We start from the raw sequence: 21,338 nt of genomic DNA, 5'->3' as shown, positions 1-21,338 counted from the left end.
CCAAACTAGGCGTTTATTAAAAGTGCTTAAACAGCCCAGCAAGAGCAACCAAAGGCACCGAAGAAGTCTTTCATGTTAGAGACAGGTGCATTCGATTTCCAAGCCTTGGCATGATTATGGCCATGCAAGTTACAGGCGCTTGAGCAGCCACAAGAGGCGGCCATGGCAGCACTGTTTGGCGCTAAAGAGTTCTTGCCAGCCCCTTCAGGATCACCCCAAGCAGCGTAGCCGCCATACTGATTGACAGGTGACCAATCTGGCATAGCAGGGGGGATTGGTGAGTCGAAGTCTGAGAATTCACCCGCACCATATACCGTCTTACCGCCCACGACTGTTAAATCTGAGGTAAGATAAGGAATTTCATTTTCTGGAATGGCGAAAAAGTCTTTGTTTGGTACGATGAAGTCTGCTAAATGACCTTCTTCAATGCGACCACGTTTGCCTTCTTCATTGGTAAACCAAGCGACTTTTTCAGTCCACATACGTAGCGCTGTTTCACGGTCTAATAGGTTGTCTTGATCATAAAGCTGCATACCGCCAACGGTTTGACCACTGATCAACCAAGATAGCGATACCCAGGGGTTATAAGAGGCAACACGTGTCGCATCAGTACCGGCAGAAACTTTAACACCACTGTCTAGCATTTGCTTAATAGGTGGGGTGTTAGAAGCGGCTGCTGTGCCATAGCGCTCAGCGAAGTACTCACCTTGATAAGCCATACGGTGCTGTACGGCAATACCACCACCTAGAGCGGCAATACGGTCAATGTTTCTTTGAGAGATGGTTTCAGCATGGTCAAAGAACCAGTTTAGACCTTCAAAAGGAATCTCTTCGTTCACCTTTTCATAAACATTAAGGGCACGCTCAATGGTCTCATCGTAAGTAGCATGTAAGCGCCATGGCCATTTGTTTTGAGCCAAAATACGAATCACTTCTTCAAGGTCATGCTCCATATCAGCTGGCATTTCAGGACGTGGCTGACGGAAATCTTCAAAGTCAGCAGCTGAGTACACCAGCATTTCACCTGCGCCATTATGGCGGAAGTAGTCATCACCTTGCTTATAAGTGACCGATGACGTCCAGTTTAAGAAGTCTTCTTTTTCTTCTTTTGGCTTTTGAGTAAATAGGTTGTAGGCCATACGAACAGTCAGCTGACCTTCATCATGAAGCTTTTGAACCACTTCATAATCATCAGGATAGTTCTGCGAGCCACCACCAGCATCAATAATACCAGTCACACCTAAGCGGTTCAGCTCACGCATAAAATGACGCGTAGAATTTAATTGGTATTCAAAGGGTAGCTTTGGACCTTTGGCCAAAGTAGCATAAAGAATTGAAGCATTTGGCTTGGCTAACAGTAGGCCTGTTGGATTGCCATTGGCATCACGTTGAATCTCGCCACCAGGTGGTTCTGGCGTCTCTTTTGTATAACCTACTGCACGTAAAGCAGCCGCATTCAGTAAAGCGCGATCATATAGGTGTAAGATAAATACGGGCGTATCTGGAGCAACGGCGTTGATTTCATCAATGGTAGGAAGGCGCTTTTCAGCAAACTGATTTTCAGTAAAGCCACCAACCACACGTACCCACTGAGGAGAAGGGGTATTTGCCACTTGCTGCTTCAACATCGCCATAGCATCTGCAAGCGTGCGTACACCATCCCAGCGTAGTTCCATGTTGTAATTGAGGCCACCGCGGATGACGTGAGTATGATTATCAAATAAGCCTGGTAGTACACTACGTCCTTTTAGGTTAATCGACTTAGTATTGCTGCCTGCCATTGAAAGAATTTCTGAATCACTACCTACGGCCACAAACTTACCATCTTTAATAGCGACCGCTTCTGCCGTAGGCTGTGAGCGATTTAAAGTGGTTATTTTCCCGTTATGATAGATAATGTCTGGAGTTGTCATATTATTATCCTAATTATAATGAAGTAAAACATTATTCAACAAGGTATGATTGATTACAGTGCAATTTCACAGACTTGTCGACTTCCATGGATGATTACTTATTAGATCTTATCGTCATCGCTTTATTATCGTATATAAGATATCAGTGAGTCGCAACTATTAAGTATTTATTCAATACACAACAACACTAAAGCCATACAATATTTTTTTCGTAATCTACAAAACGACTCGCTACATCTTATATCGCTTAATGTGAGCACAGTCATAGATTACCTATGTGACATTTCATGCACTAAAGGTTAATCCCTATGATTTGCAATTTAGACAACCCAAATAGTTTAGATAATCTATAATAATGCTTGGTTAAACTCACAAATACAAATAAGAAAATAAAAGTTATTGAGCCATAGAGACTAGGCTTTATTTACTTGTCTGTATGCTATGAATAGCAAGCAGAGATTACTGCATATTATTTTGAGAGCTATCTTGTTGTACTACTTGCTCAGCAGACGGTGGCGTGTGAAATACGTGCTGCTTAACAAAAGGAATGAGCTGCTCCCCAATCAGCATTCCCAACAGCCCGACCAATGCCCAAGTAGGCGGTGCAGGAGAGCGAACATTGACAACACTATAGATAACACCAACAACAATACCGACAATTAAAGAAGCTAAATAGATTTTCATGAGGGATATACTCGGGTGGGTGAATGCAAAAAAGGACTAACTGAGCTCGATATAACTAGGATTAAGTTAGTTCACAAGCTAAGTTCGCCCTTTTTTATTTAAAAATAAAGATAACGTTTAATCGTTAATTATTTTTTTGGAGCAGGGTTAGGACCGATGCTACCTTTAGCTGCAACACGCGCAGGCGCTTTATGAACCATAGTGTAGGCATAGTCAACACCCATACCATACGCACCAGAGTGCTCACGTACGATGTCCATTACAGCATCATAAGTTGCTTTGTTAGCCCAGTCACGTTGCCACTCAAGAAGCACTTGCTGCCAAGTTACAGGAACAACGCCTACTTGAAGCATACGCTCCATAGCCCACTGATGTGCTTCTACAGTAGTACCACCAGAAGCGTCAGCTACCATATAGATTTCATAATCAGTATCTTGTAAGCAAGAAAGAGCGAAAGATAGGTTACATACTTCAGTCCATAGGCCTGACACAACAATCTTCTTACGGCCATTTTTAGCATTTTCGGCTAAAGCATCACGAACATTTTGGTCATCCCAAGAGTTCATTGAGCTACGCTCAAGAAGATCGTTATCTGAGAACACTTCTAATAGTTCTGGTAAGGTGTTACCAGAGAAGCTGGCTGTCTCAACAGTAGTAATAGTAGTAGGAATATTGAAAACTTTAGCAGCTTTGGCTAAACCAACAACATTGTTTTTAAGAGTTTGACGGTCGATAGACTGTACGCCAAATGCCATTTGTGGTTGTTGGTCAATAAAGATTACTTGGCAATTTTCTGGCGTTAAAAGTTCTAATAATGCTTTAGATGAAGTAGACATAGTTTTTATTCCTATTTATATGATTAATTAGAATTTAAATGAGTTAATTACAGAGCTGCTAGATAAATGCTTTAGCAATTAACGTGGCTGGGCATCCTGGGTTAGGCTAGTATTCTATTTAATAATATAGCTTAACTAAAAGCAGGTCTTATAACGGATTTATACAATCAGTATTTCTCTGCGTGCTAAGTGCCGTCGAGGGTCATTATATTAGTAGAATTAAATACTGACAAGTCCCGTGTTACAGTTGTTATACACTGTTATAAAAGGGTTTGCAGGCTATTTTTTTTGATTTAATTACCGAAGATGTTTAGGGGTTTTTTGTGATTTTTAGGCTATTTTTTTGGGTATTGGTTGTCATTTAGATTAAAATATGCCCCAATATTTTATTTAGTTTTAATAAATAATTTTCTTTTAAAACATCGAAGTTTTAATGGCTTTAAATAAAAATTGGTTTTATTTGTGAGTACATAGTGATCTTGTATTATTTAGATTTTAAATTTAGTTTGTTTATAATTTAATGAACCAATATTAGACTAAATTAAGTAAAAATGAGGTATAAAATAATTAATTTTCGAGATTTTATGCGGTAAATAGAGCTCGAATTTATTTATTAAGAAGCCAATTTGGATAACAAATCTAGGTCTAAATTGACTGATCTGCCAATAAAATCCCAAAATATAATCAGCAAATTACGAAGAAGTGGCACGATTAATCTCGATCAGCTCATTTGAGTCGTCTTTATGATAGGTTATTTTGCAACCTTTTTAGAGCTGATTGGTGATAACTTGAGAGAGTCTTACTTAATAGGAACAAGAGGTGCTTAAATTTGTTCGACACACAAAAAAATACTTAAGCTTTCAAACAAAGCTTAAGCATCTTTCGATTAAAACGCCAAATATTAGGCGTGTTAGAGGTTACTGGTTTAAAGGCTACTGGTAATGGAAATACAAGTTGTCCTGGGGTACTAAGGTGCCCAGCTGTATTAAATTGTCATCTGTGGGGTACAGACGCCAGTTGTCATTTAAACTGACATTGGCAATGGCAAAGTCGGTATAAATGTTTAGAGCGATAGGAATACAGCCATCGTTTTGTGCTACCGGAGCCGCTGTCATATCCGAGTTGCCGTTATAGTAAGCTTCCATTGAATTGCCGTCATCACTGTCTTCATCGAAGGCGGGGCTTTGATGATTTGGAATGAGATGACTCTGAGCAGGCTTTAGTAAGGGTTGTAGTGAGTCAAGCAACAAGGTGTTTTGGCTGTGAATCTTGATACTTATCTTTTTTACCCAACGTTGACGGCATTCAAGCAGGGTATAAGCATTGTCTAAACGGGCGAATAACCGGCCATCACGGTCTCGAATACCGCCTTTGATAACAATTACCTCATCGACCTTGAGCTTGTCTTTAATGCGGTTAAAACGCTCAGCATAGCAGCTAACCTCAAGACGGGCTGTGCCATCATCAAGTGTAATGACGCAGCGGTTACCAAAGTTTGCGATGTCCATAATCAAACCGGCAAAAAAAGTACTGCCGTTATAGCCAGTATCTGCCAAGCTATCTAAACGGGCATTTGAGGTATAAACAGCCACCTCTTTGCGGTATTGATCTAGGGGATGACCGGTTAAATAAAGCCCTAGGGTGTCTTTTTCAGCTTTGAGACGGTGCTTGTCTCCCCAAATCAGACCGCTATCTGTAGGCAGTGGCGGTGCGGTGGTGGCATTATCGACTTCACTGAATAAGTCCATCATGCCCATTTCGTTATTTTGACGCTCTTGTTCCGCCGCTTGTACTGCACTTGGCAGCTGTGCCATTAACGCACCGCGAATCTGATGGCGCTCATCTGCTGCTAAATCTGGGCGCTGGGTAATGGCAAAGTCATCAAAGCAGCCAGATTTAATTAACGCCTCTAAGGTGCGCTTGTTTACCTTTTTGATATCTACTCGGCGGCAAAAATCATAAAGATCTGTAAACTTGCCCCCTTGACGACGTGCTTGCACGATAGAATCTACCGCACCTTCACCGACGCCTTTAATGGCACCTAAACCATAGATGATGTTGGTGGGAGTATCGGCCACAAAGTGCCATTCACTTCGATTTACTGAGGGGTTATCGACGCTAAGATCGAAGTTTTCACGGCAATCGTTAATGAAGAACACCACGTTATCGGTGTTGTTCATATCTGAGGTAAGGACTGCTGCCATAAACTCAGCTGGGTAATAATATTTGAGATAAGCCGTTTGATAGGCAAGTACCCCGTAAGCGGCTGAGTGCGACTTGTTAAAGCCGTAACCGGCGAATTTTTCCATCAAATCAAACACACCGCCAGAGATGACAGGGTCAATACCTTGTGCTGTGGCACCGGTCACAAAAATGTCACGCTGTTTGGCCATCTCTTCAGGTTTCTTTTTACCCATGGCACGGCGCAGCATGTCAGCGCCGCCTAAGCTATAGCCAGCCATGACCTGTGAGATTTGCATTACCTGCTCTTGGTAGACAATAACCCCATTGGTGTTTTCTAAAATGGGTTCAAGGTTTGGGTGATCATACACCACCTCTTCACGCCCATGTTTGCGGTCAATATACATCTCTACCATGCCAGCGTCTAATGGGCCGGGGCGATACAACGCACACATGGCGATAACGTCTTCGATGTTGGTCGGTTGCAGCTTAGCCAGGTATTTTTTCATCCCCGAGCTCTCTAGCTGGAATACCGCTGTGGTTTTGGCGTCTTGTAGCAGCTTATAGGCATTTGTATCATCAAGCGGTAAGTCTTCAAGCTCTAAAGCGGGTTTGTTTTCGCGGGCACGGCGCTCGTTGATGTTTTTGACAGCGGCATTGATAACCGTTAGGTTGCGTAGACCTAAGAAGTCGAACTTAACCAGACCAACGGCCTCAACATCATCTTTATCGTACTGGCTGACACGGTGACCCTCTTCATCACAATAAATCGCACTAAAGTCGGTGATTTTGTTCGGGGCGATTAGTACCCCACCGGCATGCTTACCGACGTTACGAGTGATGCCCTCAAGCTTAATAGCCATCTCCCAGATTTCATTGGCATCTTCATAGTCCATGTTGTCCGGATTAGACAGCAAATCCTTAAGCTGAGGCTCCTCGAGTAGGGCGTCTTTTAAAGAGATACCGGGCGTCTTTGGAATAAGCTTGGAGATTTTATCAGCCAAGCCATAAGATTTACTTTGGACACGAGCCACATCTCGCACCACAGCTTTAGCCGCCATGGTACCAAAGGTGATAATCTGCGATACCGCTTCACGGCCATACTGACTGGCCACGTATTCAATGACGCGGTCACGCCCTTCAATACAAAAGTCGATATCGAAGTCAGGCATGGACACACGCTCGGGGTTTAAGAAGCGCTCAAACAGCAGATCATAATGCAGCGGATCAAGGTCGGTGATGTTCAAGGCGTAGGCCACTAACGAGCCGGCGCCCGAACCACGCCCTGGGCCGACAGGTACGCCATTGGCTTTGGCCCAGCGAATAAAGTCCATAACGATTAAGAAGTAGCCCGGAAATCCCATCTCCAAGATAATATTAAGCTCATGGTTTAAGCGCTCATCATAGGGTCTGCGAATCTCAGGCCACGTCTCATCACGCTCGCTTACTGGATATAACTTATCCAAACGTGCCTCCAGCCCGCGCTGCGACTCAGCTCTGAAGAAAGACTCAATGGTCTCACCTTCTGGTACTGGAAATTCAGGCAATACGTTTATGCCCAGTGTCAAAGTAACGTTACAGCGCTGCGCTAGAATGACCGTGTTTTGAACCACCTGAGGGATATCGGAAAATAGCTCAGTCATCTGGGCTTGAGTCTTTAGATACTGTTCACTTGAGTAGTCGTGTGGCCTATTGGGATCAGCCAATACATGGGAGGAGGCAATACACACTCGAGCTTCGTGAGCATCAAAGTCCTCTTCTTCCAAAAAGCGCACGTCATTATGGGCCACTGTGGCAATACCATGACGCTGACCTGCCAATATGGCCTGTTCAATAAAAGTATCTTCCAAAGCCCGTTTGGTGCGCTTTATCGCAAAATACAGGCGATCACCAAATACTGCTTGATACTCGCTAATTAATTGATGTCCACGCTCTGGGTTTGCGCCTAATAATGCTTGACCCACATCAGACTTTTCGGTGAATAGTACAATAACCCCTGCGCTGTTATCTAGCAAATGCGCTTTATTGACAATAGGTGTTCCTCGGTTATCAGGATTCATGCGGCCATCAGTGAAGCCTAGCGAGACAATACGGGTAATGCTTTGATAACCCTCGTTATTCATGGCAAGCAGGGTTAAACGAGTATGTTCATCATCAAGAATAATCTCAGCACCAATAATGGGCTTTATCGCCGCATCTAGGCAGGCACGATAGAATTTAACAGTGGCATACAAATTCGATAAATCTGTCAATGCCAGTGCCATCTGTCCATCAGCAGCGGCCGCCTTGACCATAGGTTTGATACGGATAATAGAGTCCGTAATAGAAAATTCGCTGTGAATACCAAGATGTACAAACGCCATAAATGACCTGATTAACTGATTAAAATAGAGAGGATGTGGCGAAGCTACGCTATATAGCGTATAGCGCTCAAAAGAAGTGGCTTGTTTATACCAAGTAAACCAATAAACAAGAGGATAACTATAGCATTTTTAAGCATATTGAGCCATAGCTAGGCGCAGTGTTACACTCTTATATTACTAACAGATTTTGCTGTTTTTATGATGACCATTTATTGTATACCCTCCAATCAAGGACCCTATTATGCATATTTCTGCCAATTTCGATGCCGGTAATATTGAGGTTTTAAATGCCGACAATCCTAAAAATATTGAACTGGCTATTCGTCCAGATGTTGGTGATGAGTTTTTTCAGTGGTTTAATTTTCGTCTGACCGGTGACATCGGTGAGCAGTATGTGCTCAATATTGTCAATGCTGGCGAGTCCTCGTATGTCGAAGGTTGGGAGGGTTATCAAGCCGTCGCCTCTTATGACCGTCAATATTGGTTCCGCTTACCGACGTCTTATAAAGAGGGCAAACTGACCATTGATGTTGAGCTTGAGTGTGAAAGTATCCAAATTGCCTATTTTGCCCCCTATAGCTATGAGCGTCATCAAGACTTATTGGCAGCGGTTCAGACTCATCCATTGGTCACTCTAGAGCATCTGGGTGAAACCCTTGATAAACGGGAGTTAACTTTGGTCAAAGTCAGTAGTGATGAGGATGGCTCAGAAGAGAAGCGTAACATATGGATTATCGCTCGCCAGCATCCGGGTGAGACCATGGCTGAGTGGCTGATGGAAGGTCTGCTTTATAGCTTGTTAGACAGTGACAATACCACTGGCAGACGTTTGCTCGAAAAGGCTAATTTCTATATCGTGCCAAATATGAACCCAGATGGTAGTGTGCGTGGACACTTGCGTACCAATGCAGTAGGCACAAATTTAAACCGTGAGTGGGAGAGCCCAAGTCTGGAGAAGAGCCCTGAGGTGTACCATGTACTCAACAGAATGGATAAGACAGGTGTCGACCTGTTTTATGATGTGCATGGCGATGAAGCATTGCCTTACGTCTTCTTAGCAGGCTCGCAAGGGACGCCAAGCTACAGTGAGCGATTGGCAAATCTGCGTGATAAATTCTCTGAGGTATTGACCCTTGCCAGTGCTGACTTCCAAACTGAATATGGTTATGAGATTGATGCACCAGGTGAAGCCAATATGACGGTAGCGACCAATGCAGTCGCTGAGCGTTTTGATTGCTTAGCGAATACGCTTGAGATGCCGTTTAAAGACAATGCCAACTCCCCAGATGAGTTGGTCGGCTGGTCGCCTGAGCGTTCTATCAAACTGGGTGAAGCATCATTAGTTGCTATGCTTGCTGTGGTAGATGAGCTGCGTTAGTTGAGTGCTTTAAACAGTTAGACCGTTAGACCATATTACTAAAGCCTCCCAAACTTATTATATGGGTTTGGGAGGTTTTTTTATATTCTCATGGCTTATGACTGTATTCATCTGGCTAACTGTGAGATAGTCACTGTAATGTACAAAGGTATAAAAATCTAAGGTATAAAGGGATTTAATGATGACAATTAATAATAAAGACAGCTCAAGCATCGAAATATATCAATTAGATAACGGGCAAGCGCATATCAAAGTACAGTTTGAAGATGACAGTGTTTGGCTTAATCGGCAACAAATGGCTGAGCTTTTTGATAGAGATGTAAAAACAGTCGGTAAGCATATTAATAATGTGTTTAAAGAAGGTGAATTGGATAAAGATGCAGTTGTCGCAAAATTTGCGACAACTGCTGATGATGGTAAAACATATCAAGTTGAATACTATAGTCTCGATGTGATTATTTCGGTTGGGTATCGGGTTAAGTCAAAGCGTGGCACACAGTTTCGTATCTGGGCAACCAATCGATTAAAAGAGTATTTGCAACAAGGCTACGTTATAGATAAACAGCGCTTTGAAAAGAATGCTGAAGAGCTACAACACGCTTTAGAATTAATCAAAAAAACCGCTCAAAGCCCTGATTTGCAGACAGATGAGGGTAGAGGGTTGGTTGAAATCATTAGCCGCTATACACAAACTTTTTTGTGGTTGCAGCGCTACGATGAGGGTTTGCTTGATGAACCAGACGTTGAGGAGGGTGGTGTGTTACCCACGCCTACCGAAGCGATGGCACTACTCAATGAGCTAAAAGCACAATTGATAGCAAAAGGTGAAGCGACTGAGCTGTTTGCTAGCCCTCGTGGCGATGGGCTGGCAAGTCTACTAGGTAACTTAGAGCAAACGGTGTTTGGTGAGCCTGCTTATCCGTCTATAGAGGCTAAAGCGGCGCATTTGCTATATTTTATGGTAAAAAACCACCCATTTACCGATGGTAATAAGAGAAGTGGCGCATTTATGTTTGTCGACTTTTTGCACCGTAATCAGCGCTTGTTGAATAGCCGAGGCGAAATGGTCATTAATGATACGGGGCTTGCTGCACTGACCTTGCTGGTTGCAGAGTCTGATCCTGAACAAAAGGAGACGCTCATTAAGCTGATTATGAATATGTTGTCGCTAGAAAATACGGTATAGTACTCTATACTATTTAGCACCATTCAACCCTCGTATTTAACCCAATACGAGGGTTTTTGCATTTGATGACTTATATAACGGCAAAATAAGCCCGATATAACAGCAAAATAAGCCCGAACTTACTGTCGAATATAGACAAACCAGAGCGTTGCACCTAAACTAACCACATTGATTTTTGTCAATTGCTGCAAAGGCATTTACCGCCTTATTTGCATAGCCCATTTGTATACCTCCATAACCAAACGTTTGTTTTACTAAAATAAGAACTTTATGAGCATATTTAACTCTGATACTAAGCAATCACAAACCTCCAACAACCTAGCTGCCTTTATCTGGTCAGTGGCTGATCTACTACGAGGGGACTTCAAACAATCACAGTACGGCCGTATTATTCTGCCATTTACGCTATTGCGCCGTTTGGAGTGTGTGTTAGAAGCGTCAAAAGATGCGGTGGTTGAAGAGGCTCAAAAAATCAGTGCTATGAGTCTTAATGAAGAAGCAGAAGCCAAGTTCTTATTGCGTAAAACAAATGGCCTAGCATTTTATAACACCTCGCCAATGACGCTTGCTAAGATGGGTCAAAGCGATATCGAGGCCAACCTAAGCCACTATATCCAGTAATTCTCAAAAGACGCTCGTGAGATATTTGAACACTTTAGATTTGAAGAGTTTGTGGGCTACTTAAATGACGCTAACCTGCTGTATAAAGTAGTCCAAAAATTCCAAAACGTAGACTTGAGTCCTGATAACGTGTCTAACTACGAAATGGGTCTGGTGTTTGAAGAGTTAATCCGCCGCTTTGCTGAAAGCTCGAATGAGACAGCAGGGGAGCACTTTACCCCACGTGATATCGTGCGTCTAACGACCTCACTGGTATTCATGGAAGATGATGAGGCGCTGAGTAAAGACGGTATTATCCGTACCATTTATGACCCAACGACAGGTACAGGCGGGTTTTTATCGTCAGGTATGGAGTATGTGCTAGAGCTAAACCCCAATGCGGTTATGCGTGCCTTTGGTCAAGAGCTTAATCCTGAGTCTTATGCTATCTGTAAAGCGGATATGCTGATCAAAGGTCAGGAAGTCAGCCGTATTAAGCTGGGCAATACCTTATCAGATGACCAACTGCCTGCTGATAAGTTTGACTACATGCTATCTAACCCACCATTTGGTGTGGACTGGAAGAAGATTGCTGGCGAGATTAAAGATGAGCATGAGCAAAAAGGCTTTGATGGTCGCTTTGGTCCAGGTACGCCACGTGTCTCTGACGGCTCATTGTTATTCCTACTGCATCTAATCAGTAAGGTGCGCCCTGTGCAGTCGCACACCCATTCTCAAGGGGCGGTCTCAGCAGAGTCGCCAAGCAATGATACTGCCATTACTGGCAGCCGTATCGGTATTATTCTAAATGGCTCGCCACTATTCACAGGTGGTGCAGGCAGTGGTGAGAGTGAAATCCGTCGTTATATCTTAGAGTCGGACTTACTTGAGGCGATTATTGCGCTACCCACAGATATGTTTTACAACACGGGTATTGCCACCTACGTGTGGGTATTAACCAATCACAAAGCGCCTGAACGCAAGGGTAAGGTGCAGCTAATTGATGGAACCAACCTATATAGCAAGATGCGTAAGTCACTTGGCTCTAAGCGTAACGAGATGAGCGAAGAGGATATCAAGATTATCACGCGCACCTTTGGCGACTTTGAGGTAGTGGATGCTCGTACGCTTGACAAGCCAGCCGATGTTAAATCAAATCGTGGTCGTCAATCAGCGACGCCTAAAGCGGAAACGGCTAAGACTTTTGCCAGTAAAATCTTTGCCACTCACGAGTTTGGCTATCGCCGTGTGACCATTGAGCGCCCTCTACGCTTATCAGCACAATTGAGTGATGCGGCGATTGAGTCACTGCGTTATGCGGAGCGTACCTATGATTTGGTCATGCCTGCCTTATATGAGAAGTTTGGTGAGCAGTGGACTGAGGAAACTTATGGCGAGTTTGGTGACCTCACTAGCGACACTCAAGTCGAAGCCCGTGCCATGATAAAAGCTGACTTTAGTGAGCTAAAAGAGAAGCAAATTAAAGAGGTGCTAAACCCTAAGCTATGGCGTGAGCAGTTAGCGATTATGAACGCTGCTAAGGCATTACAAGATGAGATTGGTACCGAGCAGTTTGATGATTATAACCAGTTTGATGTCATCTTTAAGCAAGCGATAAAAGACACTGGGCTTGAGCTGAGCGCCAAAGACAAAAAGCAAATCCTAAATGCGGTAACGTGGAAGAACCCTGACGCTGAGCGTGTGGTTAAGAAGTCAGCCAAAGAGGCCAATCCGTTATACGGTGCATTTGAGGTTGTTGACAAAAGTAAGGGCGACAGCAAAGGCAAAACCAAAATCGTTGAGTTTGAGACCGATAGCGACTTACGAGATTATGAGAACATTCCGCTTGACCCAAGTGTGAGTACCAATGAGCTGATTGAAAGCTACTTTAAACGTGAAGTACAGCCGCATGTGGCGGATGCGTGGATTGATGCTGGCAAGCGTGATGCGATCGATGAAGAGATTGGTATTGTCGGCTATGAGATACCGTTTAACCGTCACTTCTATGTGTATGAGCCACCAAGACCGCTTAGCGAGATTGATGCCGACCTTGATGCGGTAAGTACAGAAATTATGGCACTGCTTAGCGAGGTGCATTCGTAATGGCGGATAAAAGATATCAAGAATACACCAGCTCTAAATTAATTTGGGTTAAGGATTATCCCGCACACTGGAATTTAACTAGAGTCAAATATGAAGCATATGTTAAGGCTAGAGTAGGGTGGCATGGTTTAACTTCTAATGACTTCACAGATGTAGGACCTTATTTAGTTACAGGAAGTGATTTTAAGGGCTCTACTATTAAATGGGAAGACTGCTATCACTGTGACTTAAAAAGATATGAGCAAGACCCTTATATTCAGCTAAAAAATGGTGATTTGCTTTTAACTAAAGACGGTACTATTGGAAAGGTCGCACTTGTAGATGGTTTAAAGGATGATGATAAGGCTACTTTGAATAGCGGTGTATTCGTTGTTAGACCTTTAAGTAATAACTTTACTACACGCTTTTATTATTGGTTATTAGAGTCACGAGTCTTTAAAGATTTCGTAGACTACTATGCTTCTGGAAGTACAATTATTCATTTGTATCAAGCAACATTTGTAAACTTCTCATATGCTTCGCCGCCTATATATGAACAAGAGAGAATAGCCAGTTTCCTAGACTATGAGACTGCCAAAATAGACACGCTTATCGAAAAGCAGCAACGTCTTATCGAATTATTAACCGAAAAGCGTCAAGCGGTGATTAGTCATGCGGTGACCAAAGGCTTAAACCCTGATGTGCCGATGAAAGATTCAGGAGTTGAGTGGTTGGGTGAGGTGCCTGCGCATTGGGAAATGAAAAAATTAAAACATATAGGTGAAGCTAAAAATGGATTAACTTACTCTCCTAATGATGTAACTGACGCTGATTCAGGAACATTGGTTCTTAGGTCATCAAACATCCAAAATGCAAAGCTATCATTCAATGATAATGTTTTCGTCAATGTGAAAATTCCAAAGCGCATGAGAACTATTAAAGATGATATTCTAATTTGCTCTAGGAATGGGAGTAGAAGACTAATTGGTAAAAATGCTCTAATCACTGAGGAAGCAGTTGGACAGACATTTGGAGCATTTATGATAGTTTTTCGTAGTGATATTAATGCATATCTTTACTGGGTTCTAAACTCTCCTTTATTTGAGTATCAGTCTGGATCATTTCTAACCTCAACAATTAACCAGTTAACAATGGGAAATCTTCATAATATGGAAGTACCTCTCCCTCCTAGAAATGAGCAAATAGAGATTATAGGTTTTTTGACAAAAAAAATGAAAGGCTTTGATGATTTGCTTATCAAAGCTCAAGAGGCCATCCAGCTCATGCAAGAACGCCGAACGGCTTTAATTTCTGCTGCGGTAACAGGCAAGATTGATGTTCGGGATTGGGTGAGGCCCTCATAAAAAACTTAGTAATCGGATAAAAAAATGAAAAGATGGCTTTTAATACTGAGTGTTGTAATAAGTACAATTGTGCCTTATCAGCAGCTATATGCTAAAGAATCACAAAGTCAAGAAGAAGCCATAGCCAATACACCGCTATTTTCAGAATTACCTGTGGAGATTCAAGCTCTTATTTTAAATTTACTAAGCCTTTGGATTTGAAGAAAATTGAGATTGAGGATTAGACAGGACATCGTTCTAGTGTGAAATTAAATATTATATAAAAAGGGAGGTGATATAAGTTTGATAGCTAGGCTAAAAATAAGTTAGCTTGATGTATTCATTAAGCACTTAGATCATAAGTTGGCATATTAAGACTATAGATCAAACGAACATCTACATTATTAAGCAGTATATATTTAATATTAAAAGGAAAAGTATGTTTGTTTTAAAAAAGATAACTATAGTTCTCGCATTAGGATGGTGTTCATCAGCATTAGCTGCTGAAAATCTTAATAATTTGATAGCACTAAATAAGAAGGGAGATCCCCAAGCGAGTATTACGTATCATCCCACTGATAAGAAAGATTTCAATTCTATGATGTCTACTCTGCTATTAGAAGCTAAAAACGGAAAATCAGAATCTCAAGTTGGTTTAGGAATGATTTACTCTACAGGGTATGGAGTACCACAAGATATTGAAGCTGCAGAGTATTGGTTAAATAAAGCCTTAGCTCAAGGTGATCAAGATGCTGTAATGTGGCTTGATACCCTTTATGAGCTTGAAGATGTGTTAATAGAGGGGTTAAGAAAGTAGTAGGTTGTGTTTTTGTTTATTCTAAGATTAGGTAAAACCTGATAGGTTTTACTTTTAAATGATGTACTTGATTGCATCAACATACCAGACTGAATGCTAAATAAGGACGTTTATGATGAAAAAAGTTTTAACGACAGCATTAGTGGCTTCCATGTTAGTCATCACTAGTGCGCAAGCACAAACTTACTCGTGGGAAGCAGATTATTGCAGTTATAAAGGTGATTTTGATAATAAAAAATATACCCTTAATCAGATCAAGAACTCACATTATGTAATGCAACAATTAGGCACTTTAAATCTTGAAGTTCAGCATGGTCCGCAAAGTCCTGCAGAAATGAAACAGTTGTCTAATAAGAACTTGAGTGCCTTGGATAATGAATATGCTCAAGTTAAGACTAAGGTTGAAAAGCTTAACGTTGTTCCGCAAGCTAAAAAGTACAAACAAGATTTGCTTAAGTCTATTAATAATGAATATACAACTAATAAACTAGTACTTTTAGCTTATACCAACCCAGCCGAAGCAATTAAACAAAGCCCAGCCATGTGTAAAAGCTATATTGAGCCTTTATTACAAAATGAGACTGCTATACAAAATAGATGGCTGAAGGCAGTTGAGGAAAGCATTAAAGAACAAGCGAAAGACTATGCTGATGATCGAGAGTTTATGCGCTCACAACGAGAATTAGCAATGCAACGTTATCAAGAAGAGAAAGCCACTAATGCATCGTTCTATGCTCGCAAGGACTTAATCTCTTATCACTTCAATAACTGCTTAGTGCACCAGTTCTACAATCCAGAAATAGAAAACGTATATACCAATACTCAAAAGTTAAATAAGTCAATATTTGGTAAGAGCTTTAAAGAAGTCTGTGAAGCACCATAGGATATTGACTGCTCAATATTAAAATAATTATACGGATAAACCATGACAGACATAACTCGTGAATCAACCTTTCAAAACGACATCATCAATGAGATGGTGGCTAATGGCTGGGTACAAGGTACTGCTACTGGCTACCATCGTGACACCGCCTTGTATGAGCGTGATGCGCTAGATTACGTACAGCGTACACAGTCTGATGAATGGGAGAAGTTTTGCCGTCTGTTTCCGCAAGACCCAGAGCGTGAGTTCATTAAGCAACTGGTGAAGCAGTTAAGTAAAGCCAGTGAGCAAGCGACGGATAGAGCGTCACGGACTTATGGCACCTTGGGTGTGCTGCGTCATGGTTTAAAGATTCGTAATACTCGATTTAGCCTTTGTCAGTTCAAGCCAGAGCACAGCTTGAACCCTGAGGTGTTGGCACGTTATGAAGGTAATATCTGCCGTGTTGTACCTGAAGTGGTTTACAGCGCTCATTTAAGCTCTAAAGAGCTTAATGAGGCGACAGGTAATGCTAAGAAGTCAGCCAAACGGCATCGCATTGACTTGGTGCTGTTTGTAAACGGTCTGCCTGTGGTGACAATGGAGCTTAAGTCTGAGTTTAAGCAAGCCGTTGAAAATGCCAAGCTACAATACAAACGTGACAGACTGCCTGTTGACCCTGCCAGCCGTAAGCCTGAGCCACTACTCAGCTTTAAGCGTGGTGCTTTGGTACATTTTGCTGTCAGTCAGTATGATGTGTTTATGACCACCAAGCTGGCAGGTGATGATACGTTCTTCCTACCATTCAACAAAGGTACTCGTGATGGCGGGGCAGGTAATGACATACCGCAAGACCATAACCGCTACGCCACCGACTACCTATGGAATGACGTATTAACTACCGACAACCTGCTGAATATCTTAGGCCGCTTTATGCACCTACAGATAGAAGAGAAGGAAGATGCACTAGGACGCAGAACCAAAAAAGAAACCATGATTTTCCCACGTTATCACCAGTGGGACGTGGTGACTAACTTGATTAATGATGCCGTTAATCAGGATCAGGTCAGACAAGCAAAACAAGACAATCCGAACTCAAACAAGAAGGTCCAAAATCGCTACCTAATTCAGCACAGTGCTGGCTCGGGTAAATCTAACTCGATTGCTTGGACAGCGCATCAATTATCCACGCTATATAACGACTCAGGCACTAAATTGTTTGACTCAGTTATCGTGGTGACAGATAGAACGGTACTCGATGACCAACTACAAGATACCATTTATCAGTTTGAACATGCTGATGGGGTAGTTGGGCGTATTAACCGCAAAGAAGGTGAGGGATCTAAATCTGAGAAGCTTGCCGAAGCTTTGATGAACTCTCAGCCGATTATCATCGTTACTATCCAAACCTTCCCTCATGTGCTAAAAGCCATTGAGGACTCAAGCGTATTAAAAGAGCGACGCTATGCAATTATTGCTGATGAGGCACACTCGTCACAGTCAGGCACTACTGCTCGTAAGCTAAAAGAAATACTTATCGCCAGTCCAGCAGCCAGTGATGAGCTTAGAGACGCTTTTGGAGAAAATGGGTTTGAAGAGCAAGTTGACAGAGGGTTATCTGCCGAAGATATGCTGGATGCAACCATTACCGCACGTCGTGGCAGTGACAATTTAAGCTATTATGCGTTCACCGCTACCCCTAAGTCTAAGACCCTAGAGCTCTTTGGACGTCTGCCTAATCCAAACTTGCCAGCCTCAAAAGATAACAAGCCTGAAGCGTATCATGTGTATTCTATGCGCCAAGCGATTGAAGAAGGCTTTATCTTAGATGTGCTCAAAAACTATACCAGCTACAAAGTGGTTTATCAGCTCAATCAGAAATTGGCTAAAGACCAAGAAGTTGATGCTAAGCGTGCCAAGATTAAGCTTAATAACTGGGTACGCTTGCATGACTACAATATCTCGCAAAAGGTGAAGGTCATTATCGAACACTTTAATGAGAACATTAAAGGACTGCTGGGCGGACAAGCTAAAGCCATGGTGGTTACCGGCTCTCGTAAAGAAGCGGTACGCTATAAACTTGCTTTTGATAAATACGTTGCTGAGCATGGCTATAAAGGTATCAACGCTATGGCAGCCTTCTCAGGTGAAGTGGAGTTTAACGAGTCTGATCCTGACAGCAGTGGTTTATTAGGTGAAAGTTTTACTGAGTCTAATATGAACCCAGATTTAAAGGGCCGTGATATGCGTAAAGCCTTTGATAGTGATGACTATCAAGTGATGCTAGTGGCTAATAAGTTTCAAACAGGCTTTGACCAGCCTAAGCTGTGTGCTATGTACGTTGATAAGAAGTTAGCGGGTGTTGACTGCGTACAAACCTTATCACGCCTGAATCGTATCTATCCTGGCAAAAAAGAGACCGGTACCTTTGTACTCGACTTCTTTAATGACCCAGAAGATATCTTAGCTGCCTTCCAGCCATATTATGAGACAGCCGAGCTTGCTGATGTGACCGACCCTGATAAGGTGTTTGATTTGGCTGAAAAGCTTCGTGCTAATGATATTATTCGATGGAATGAAGTCAATAATCTGGCAGATGCTTTTTATAGTAAGAATAAAAGTAATGCTGCTATCAGTAATATCTGTAAGCCTGCGGTTGAGCGCTGGCGATATCAGTATCAGAGGGCCAGTGAGGACGTAAAGCGTACCAAAGGTATATTAGAGCGTACTAAGGCGACCAATGATGCAGTACTGATTGGTAATGCAGATAATGACTATAAAGAATGTAAAAAAGCGAAAGATGAGTTGGTATTGTTTAAGAAGGACTTAGGCAGCTTTGCTCGCTTCTATGAGTTCATGTCGCAGATCGTAGACTATGATGACCGTGATTTAGAGAAGCTAAGTCTGTATGCTCGTCACTTGCTACCACTATTACGTGAGGACTTTAATCCAGAGGATGAGATTGATCTGAGTAATATCGAGATGACGCATTACCGTGTGTCTAAGCTTAAACAGCAGGACTTAAAGCTACAAGAATACTCTGAGGACTATCAACTCGATCCTGCCAGCGGACTGGGTACAGCGGCGCCGAAAGATAAAAAGGAGGATTATCTGTCAGAGATTATCCGTCAGCTTAATGATATCTTTGCAGGCGAGGGGTTTACGGACAGTGATATTGTCAACTATGCCGAGACCATCAGAGATAAGATGGCAGAAAGCGAGATTGTTATGACTCAAGTTCGTAATAATACCAAAGATCAGGCGATGCTAGGTGACTTCCCGATAGCCATTGATGACGCTTTGATTGACAGTAAAGAGGCGCACGAGAAGATGATGATGCACCTGTTTTCAGATAAGCAGGCACACAGTAAGTTTTCAAACATCATTTACGATATGTTGGTGGATTTAAGCAAACGTATGTAGTAGCTAAAAAAAAATGGGTTCAATGAGCGGCGCATCATTTGTGGCTGCTCAGAGCATGAGTCACAGTACCGCCTTACAATACCGCCAAATCTTCATCTTTTGGATCACAAATAAACATATAACCTGGTGCATGGGTGATCATCAGCTCAGGCTTTGATGTCATTGCAATGTTTTGTGGAGTGACACCACACGCCCAAAACACAGGCACTTCGCCTTGCTTGATACGTGAAGCGTCACCAAAGTCAGGGCTGTTAATATCATCAATACCGATTAAGCTTGGATCACCAATATGTACTGGCGCACCATGCACTTGCGGGAAGCGTGACGTCGCTTGCACCGCACGAGTGACTTGATGGTAGGGAATCGGCCGCATACTGACCACCATCTTGCCACTAAAGCTGCCAGCAGGTACGGTATCTATATTGGTAATGTACATCGGCACATTGTGATTGTCTTCAATATGACGGATTGGGATAGATGCATTGATTAAGGCGGATTCAAATGAGAAGCTACAGCCTAACAAAAAGCCGACCAAATCATCCTGCCAATAATCTTCTAAATTTGACACCTCATCGACCATCTTGCCATTTTTGTAAATACGATATCTTGCTAAGTCGTAGCGAAGATCGGCACCTGTTGCCATAAACTTAGGCTCTGGGCTGCCGATATCGGTTACATCTAAGATGGGGCAGGGTTTTGGGTTGCGCTGAGCAAATAATAAGAAGTCATAGGCAAGGGCTTTAGGGACGATAACCAGATTGGCCTGAACATGACCTTTACACAACCCAGATGTGGGCTGATTGAGCTTGCCTGCTCTAATGAGAATTCGAGCGCTTTGAGGCGTAAGGTTGGCAAGGTCTGTCATGATATATTTCCCTGTTGCCTGAGTGACTTAACTTTGGTGTGTTTAACTCTAAATGAAATAAACCATAATAGCCAATAAAGCAGCTACTCGTCTATAGCCTATTTAGAAAGATACCATAAGTCATATCGCTCCCAATGTTATAAACTTTTTAAAAGCGTTTTGGCCTCAATGGGTTTGGTCAGTTCAATAAATTTAATATGCTGGTGTTCAGGTTTGTTTATTAATTGACGAACCTTTTTACGATTTTTATGATGCGTTGTGATCGTCCACCAAATAATAGATTTTTTGGAAAACAGTCTTGTTAAGTTCTCTACATTATTAGTACCCCACAGCTTCTTTCTACTAATAGTCCTAAATATGGCACGCCTAAAAGCACGAAACAACACTAATGGGAACGAATAGTTCAGCCAAATGACGGTGTCGATATCTTTCCATTTGATAGGTATTGTCCGACTATAATTACCATCTAATACAAATGCTGGCTTATCTAGCGCTTTTTCAATATTTTTGATAAAGGTTTGATCATCAACATGCTGCCAATTATCGAGCCAAAATAATCCGTCCATTTCAACGTATGAACAGTCAAGCTTATCTGCTAGAGCTTTGGCAAACGTAGATTTCCCTGAACCCGATGTCCCTAACACGTTGAGTTTTTTCATAGTTATACTGCCTCAAACACTTATGAATATTTCGGTAATATTCAAAAAAAGGCATGTAGCATACCTTAGAGAAACCACCTAAAATCAGTCCATAAAATCTAAAATAGACCATTATAATCAGCTACTTATAATAGTCTATCTTTTAG

Annotated in this window: 12 protein-coding genes and 1 pseudogene; 7 read left to right on the top strand and 6 right to left on the bottom strand. The window is 42.2% G+C overall.

Annotated elements, in window-relative coordinates:
• Positions 1-26 precede the first annotated feature (26 nt).
• The 4 genes from DLE54_RS06030 to dnaE all read right to left on the bottom strand — a co-directional run bounded on the left by DLE54_RS06030 (position 27) and on the right by dnaE (position 7,977).
• On the bottom strand, positions 27-1,913 hold the full coding sequence (locus DLE54_RS06030) for an amidohydrolase (protein WP_110816590.1): 1,887 nt from the start codon (positions 1,911-1,913) through the stop codon (positions 27-29).
• A 459-nt stretch (positions 1,914-2,372) separates the two neighbouring features.
• Positions 2,373-2,597, bottom strand: coding sequence for a DUF1427 family protein (locus tag DLE54_RS06025; protein WP_011960487.1), 225 nt, complete (start codon positions 2,595-2,597; stop codon positions 2,373-2,375).
• Positions 2,598-2,725: 128 nt separating this feature from the next.
• On the bottom strand, positions 2,726-3,433 hold the full coding sequence (locus tag DLE54_RS06020; RefSeq protein ID WP_110816589.1) for a hydrolase: 708 nt from the start codon (positions 3,431-3,433) through the stop codon (positions 2,726-2,728).
• A gap of 932 nt (positions 3,434-4,365) precedes the next feature.
• Entirely contained in the window at positions 4,366-7,977 is a 3,612-nt protein-coding gene (gene dnaE, locus DLE54_RS06015) for a DNA polymerase III subunit alpha (protein WP_110816588.1), read from the bottom strand.
• A gap of 241 nt (positions 7,978-8,218) precedes the next feature.
• Between dnaE and DLE54_RS06010 the strand changes: the two genes are divergently transcribed.
• The 7 genes and pseudogenes from DLE54_RS06010 to DLE54_RS05980 all read left to right on the top strand — a co-directional run bounded on the left by DLE54_RS06010 (position 8,219) and on the right by DLE54_RS05980 (position 19,668).
• On the top strand, positions 8,219-9,355 hold the full coding sequence (locus DLE54_RS06010; RefSeq protein ID WP_110816587.1) for a M14-type cytosolic carboxypeptidase: 1,137 nt from the start codon (positions 8,219-8,221) through the stop codon (positions 9,353-9,355).
• Positions 9,356-9,536: 181 nt separating this feature from the next.
• Entirely contained in the window at positions 9,537-10,541 is a 1,005-nt protein-coding gene (rhuM, locus tag DLE54_RS06005) for a RhuM family protein (RefSeq protein ID WP_110816586.1), read from the top strand.
• A gap of 270 nt (positions 10,542-10,811) precedes the next feature.
• Positions 10,812-13,244 (top strand): annotated as a pseudogene (locus tag DLE54_RS06000) (type I restriction-modification system subunit M).
• Entirely contained in the window at positions 13,244-14,587 is a 1,344-nt protein-coding gene (locus DLE54_RS05995) for a restriction endonuclease subunit S (protein ID WP_110816585.1), read from the top strand. The pseudogene DLE54_RS06000 and the gene DLE54_RS05995 overlap by 1 nt, the downstream one beginning before the upstream one ends.
• Positions 14,588-15,005: 418 nt before the next feature.
• Entirely contained in the window at positions 15,006-15,383 is a 378-nt protein-coding gene (locus tag DLE54_RS05990; protein WP_110816584.1) for a tetratricopeptide repeat protein, read from the top strand.
• 112 nt (positions 15,384-15,495) lie between these two features.
• Positions 15,496-16,266, top strand: coding sequence for a hypothetical protein (locus tag DLE54_RS05985; RefSeq protein WP_162617733.1), 771 nt, complete (start codon positions 15,496-15,498; stop codon positions 16,264-16,266).
• A gap of 42 nt (positions 16,267-16,308) precedes the next feature.
• Positions 16,309-19,668 (top strand): type I restriction endonuclease subunit R, encoded by a 3,360-nt coding sequence (locus DLE54_RS05980; protein ID WP_110816582.1) that lies wholly within the window; start codon positions 16,309-16,311, stop codon positions 19,666-19,668.
• Between the two features lie 73 nt (positions 19,669-19,741).
• Here the strand turns inward: DLE54_RS05980 and DLE54_RS05975 are convergent, their stop codons facing one another.
• Both DLE54_RS05975 and DLE54_RS05970 read right to left on the bottom strand, forming a co-directional pair.
• Positions 19,742-20,533, bottom strand: a complete 792-nt coding sequence (locus tag DLE54_RS05975; RefSeq protein WP_110816581.1) for a putative hydro-lyase — start codon at positions 20,531-20,533, stop codon at positions 19,742-19,744.
• Positions 20,534-20,670: 137 nt separating this feature from the next.
• Positions 20,671-21,192, bottom strand: coding sequence for an adenylate kinase (locus tag DLE54_RS05970; RefSeq protein WP_110816580.1), 522 nt, complete (start codon positions 21,190-21,192; stop codon positions 20,671-20,673).
• Positions 21,193-21,338 lie beyond the last annotated feature (146 nt).

Origin of the sequence: Psychrobacter sp. YP14 (assembly GCF_003209315.1) — a bacterium.
Lineage (GTDB): Bacteria > Pseudomonadota > Gammaproteobacteria > Pseudomonadales > Moraxellaceae > Psychrobacter > Psychrobacter raelei.
Note: the sequence above shows the minus strand (reverse complement) of the source record. Positions and strands in the feature narration are given on the sequence as shown.

Excerpts from the sequence above, each read along its gene's own strand:
- rhuM (WP_110816586.1), top strand. The coding sequence starts at position 9,537 with ATGACAATTAATAATAAAGACAGCTCAAGCATCGAAATATATCAATTA.
- DLE54_RS05985 (WP_162617733.1), top strand. The coding sequence starts at position 15,496 with ATGATGAAAAAAGTTTTAACGACAGCATTAGTGGCTTCCATGTTAGTC.
- DLE54_RS05980 (WP_110816582.1), top strand. The coding sequence starts at position 16,309 with ATGACAGACATAACTCGTGAATCAACCTTTCAAAACGACATCATCAAT.
- DLE54_RS05975 (WP_110816581.1), bottom strand. The coding sequence starts at position 20,533 with ATGACAGACCTTGCCAACCTTACGCCTCAAAGCGCTCGAATTCTCATT.
- DLE54_RS05990 (WP_110816584.1), top strand. The coding sequence starts at position 15,006 with ATGTTTGTTTTAAAAAAGATAACTATAGTTCTCGCATTAGGATGGTGT.
- DLE54_RS05995 (WP_110816585.1), top strand. The coding sequence starts at position 13,244 with ATGGCGGATAAAAGATATCAAGAATACACCAGCTCTAAATTAATTTGG.
- DLE54_RS06020 (WP_110816589.1), bottom strand. The coding sequence starts at position 3,433 with ATGTCTACTTCATCTAAAGCATTATTAGAACTTTTAACGCCAGAAAAT.
- dnaE (WP_110816588.1), bottom strand. The coding sequence starts at position 7,977 with ATGGCGTTTGTACATCTTGGTATTCACAGCGAATTTTCTATTACGGAC.
- DLE54_RS06025 (WP_011960487.1), bottom strand. The coding sequence starts at position 2,597 with ATGAAAATCTATTTAGCTTCTTTAATTGTCGGTATTGTTGTTGGTGTT.
- DLE54_RS06010 (WP_110816587.1), top strand. The coding sequence starts at position 8,219 with ATGCATATTTCTGCCAATTTCGATGCCGGTAATATTGAGGTTTTAAAT.
- DLE54_RS05970 (WP_110816580.1), bottom strand. The coding sequence starts at position 21,192 with ATGAAAAAACTCAACGTGTTAGGGACATCGGGTTCAGGGAAATCTACG.
- DLE54_RS06030 (WP_110816590.1), bottom strand. The coding sequence starts at position 1,913 with ATGACAACTCCAGACATTATCTATCATAACGGGAAAATAACCACTTTA.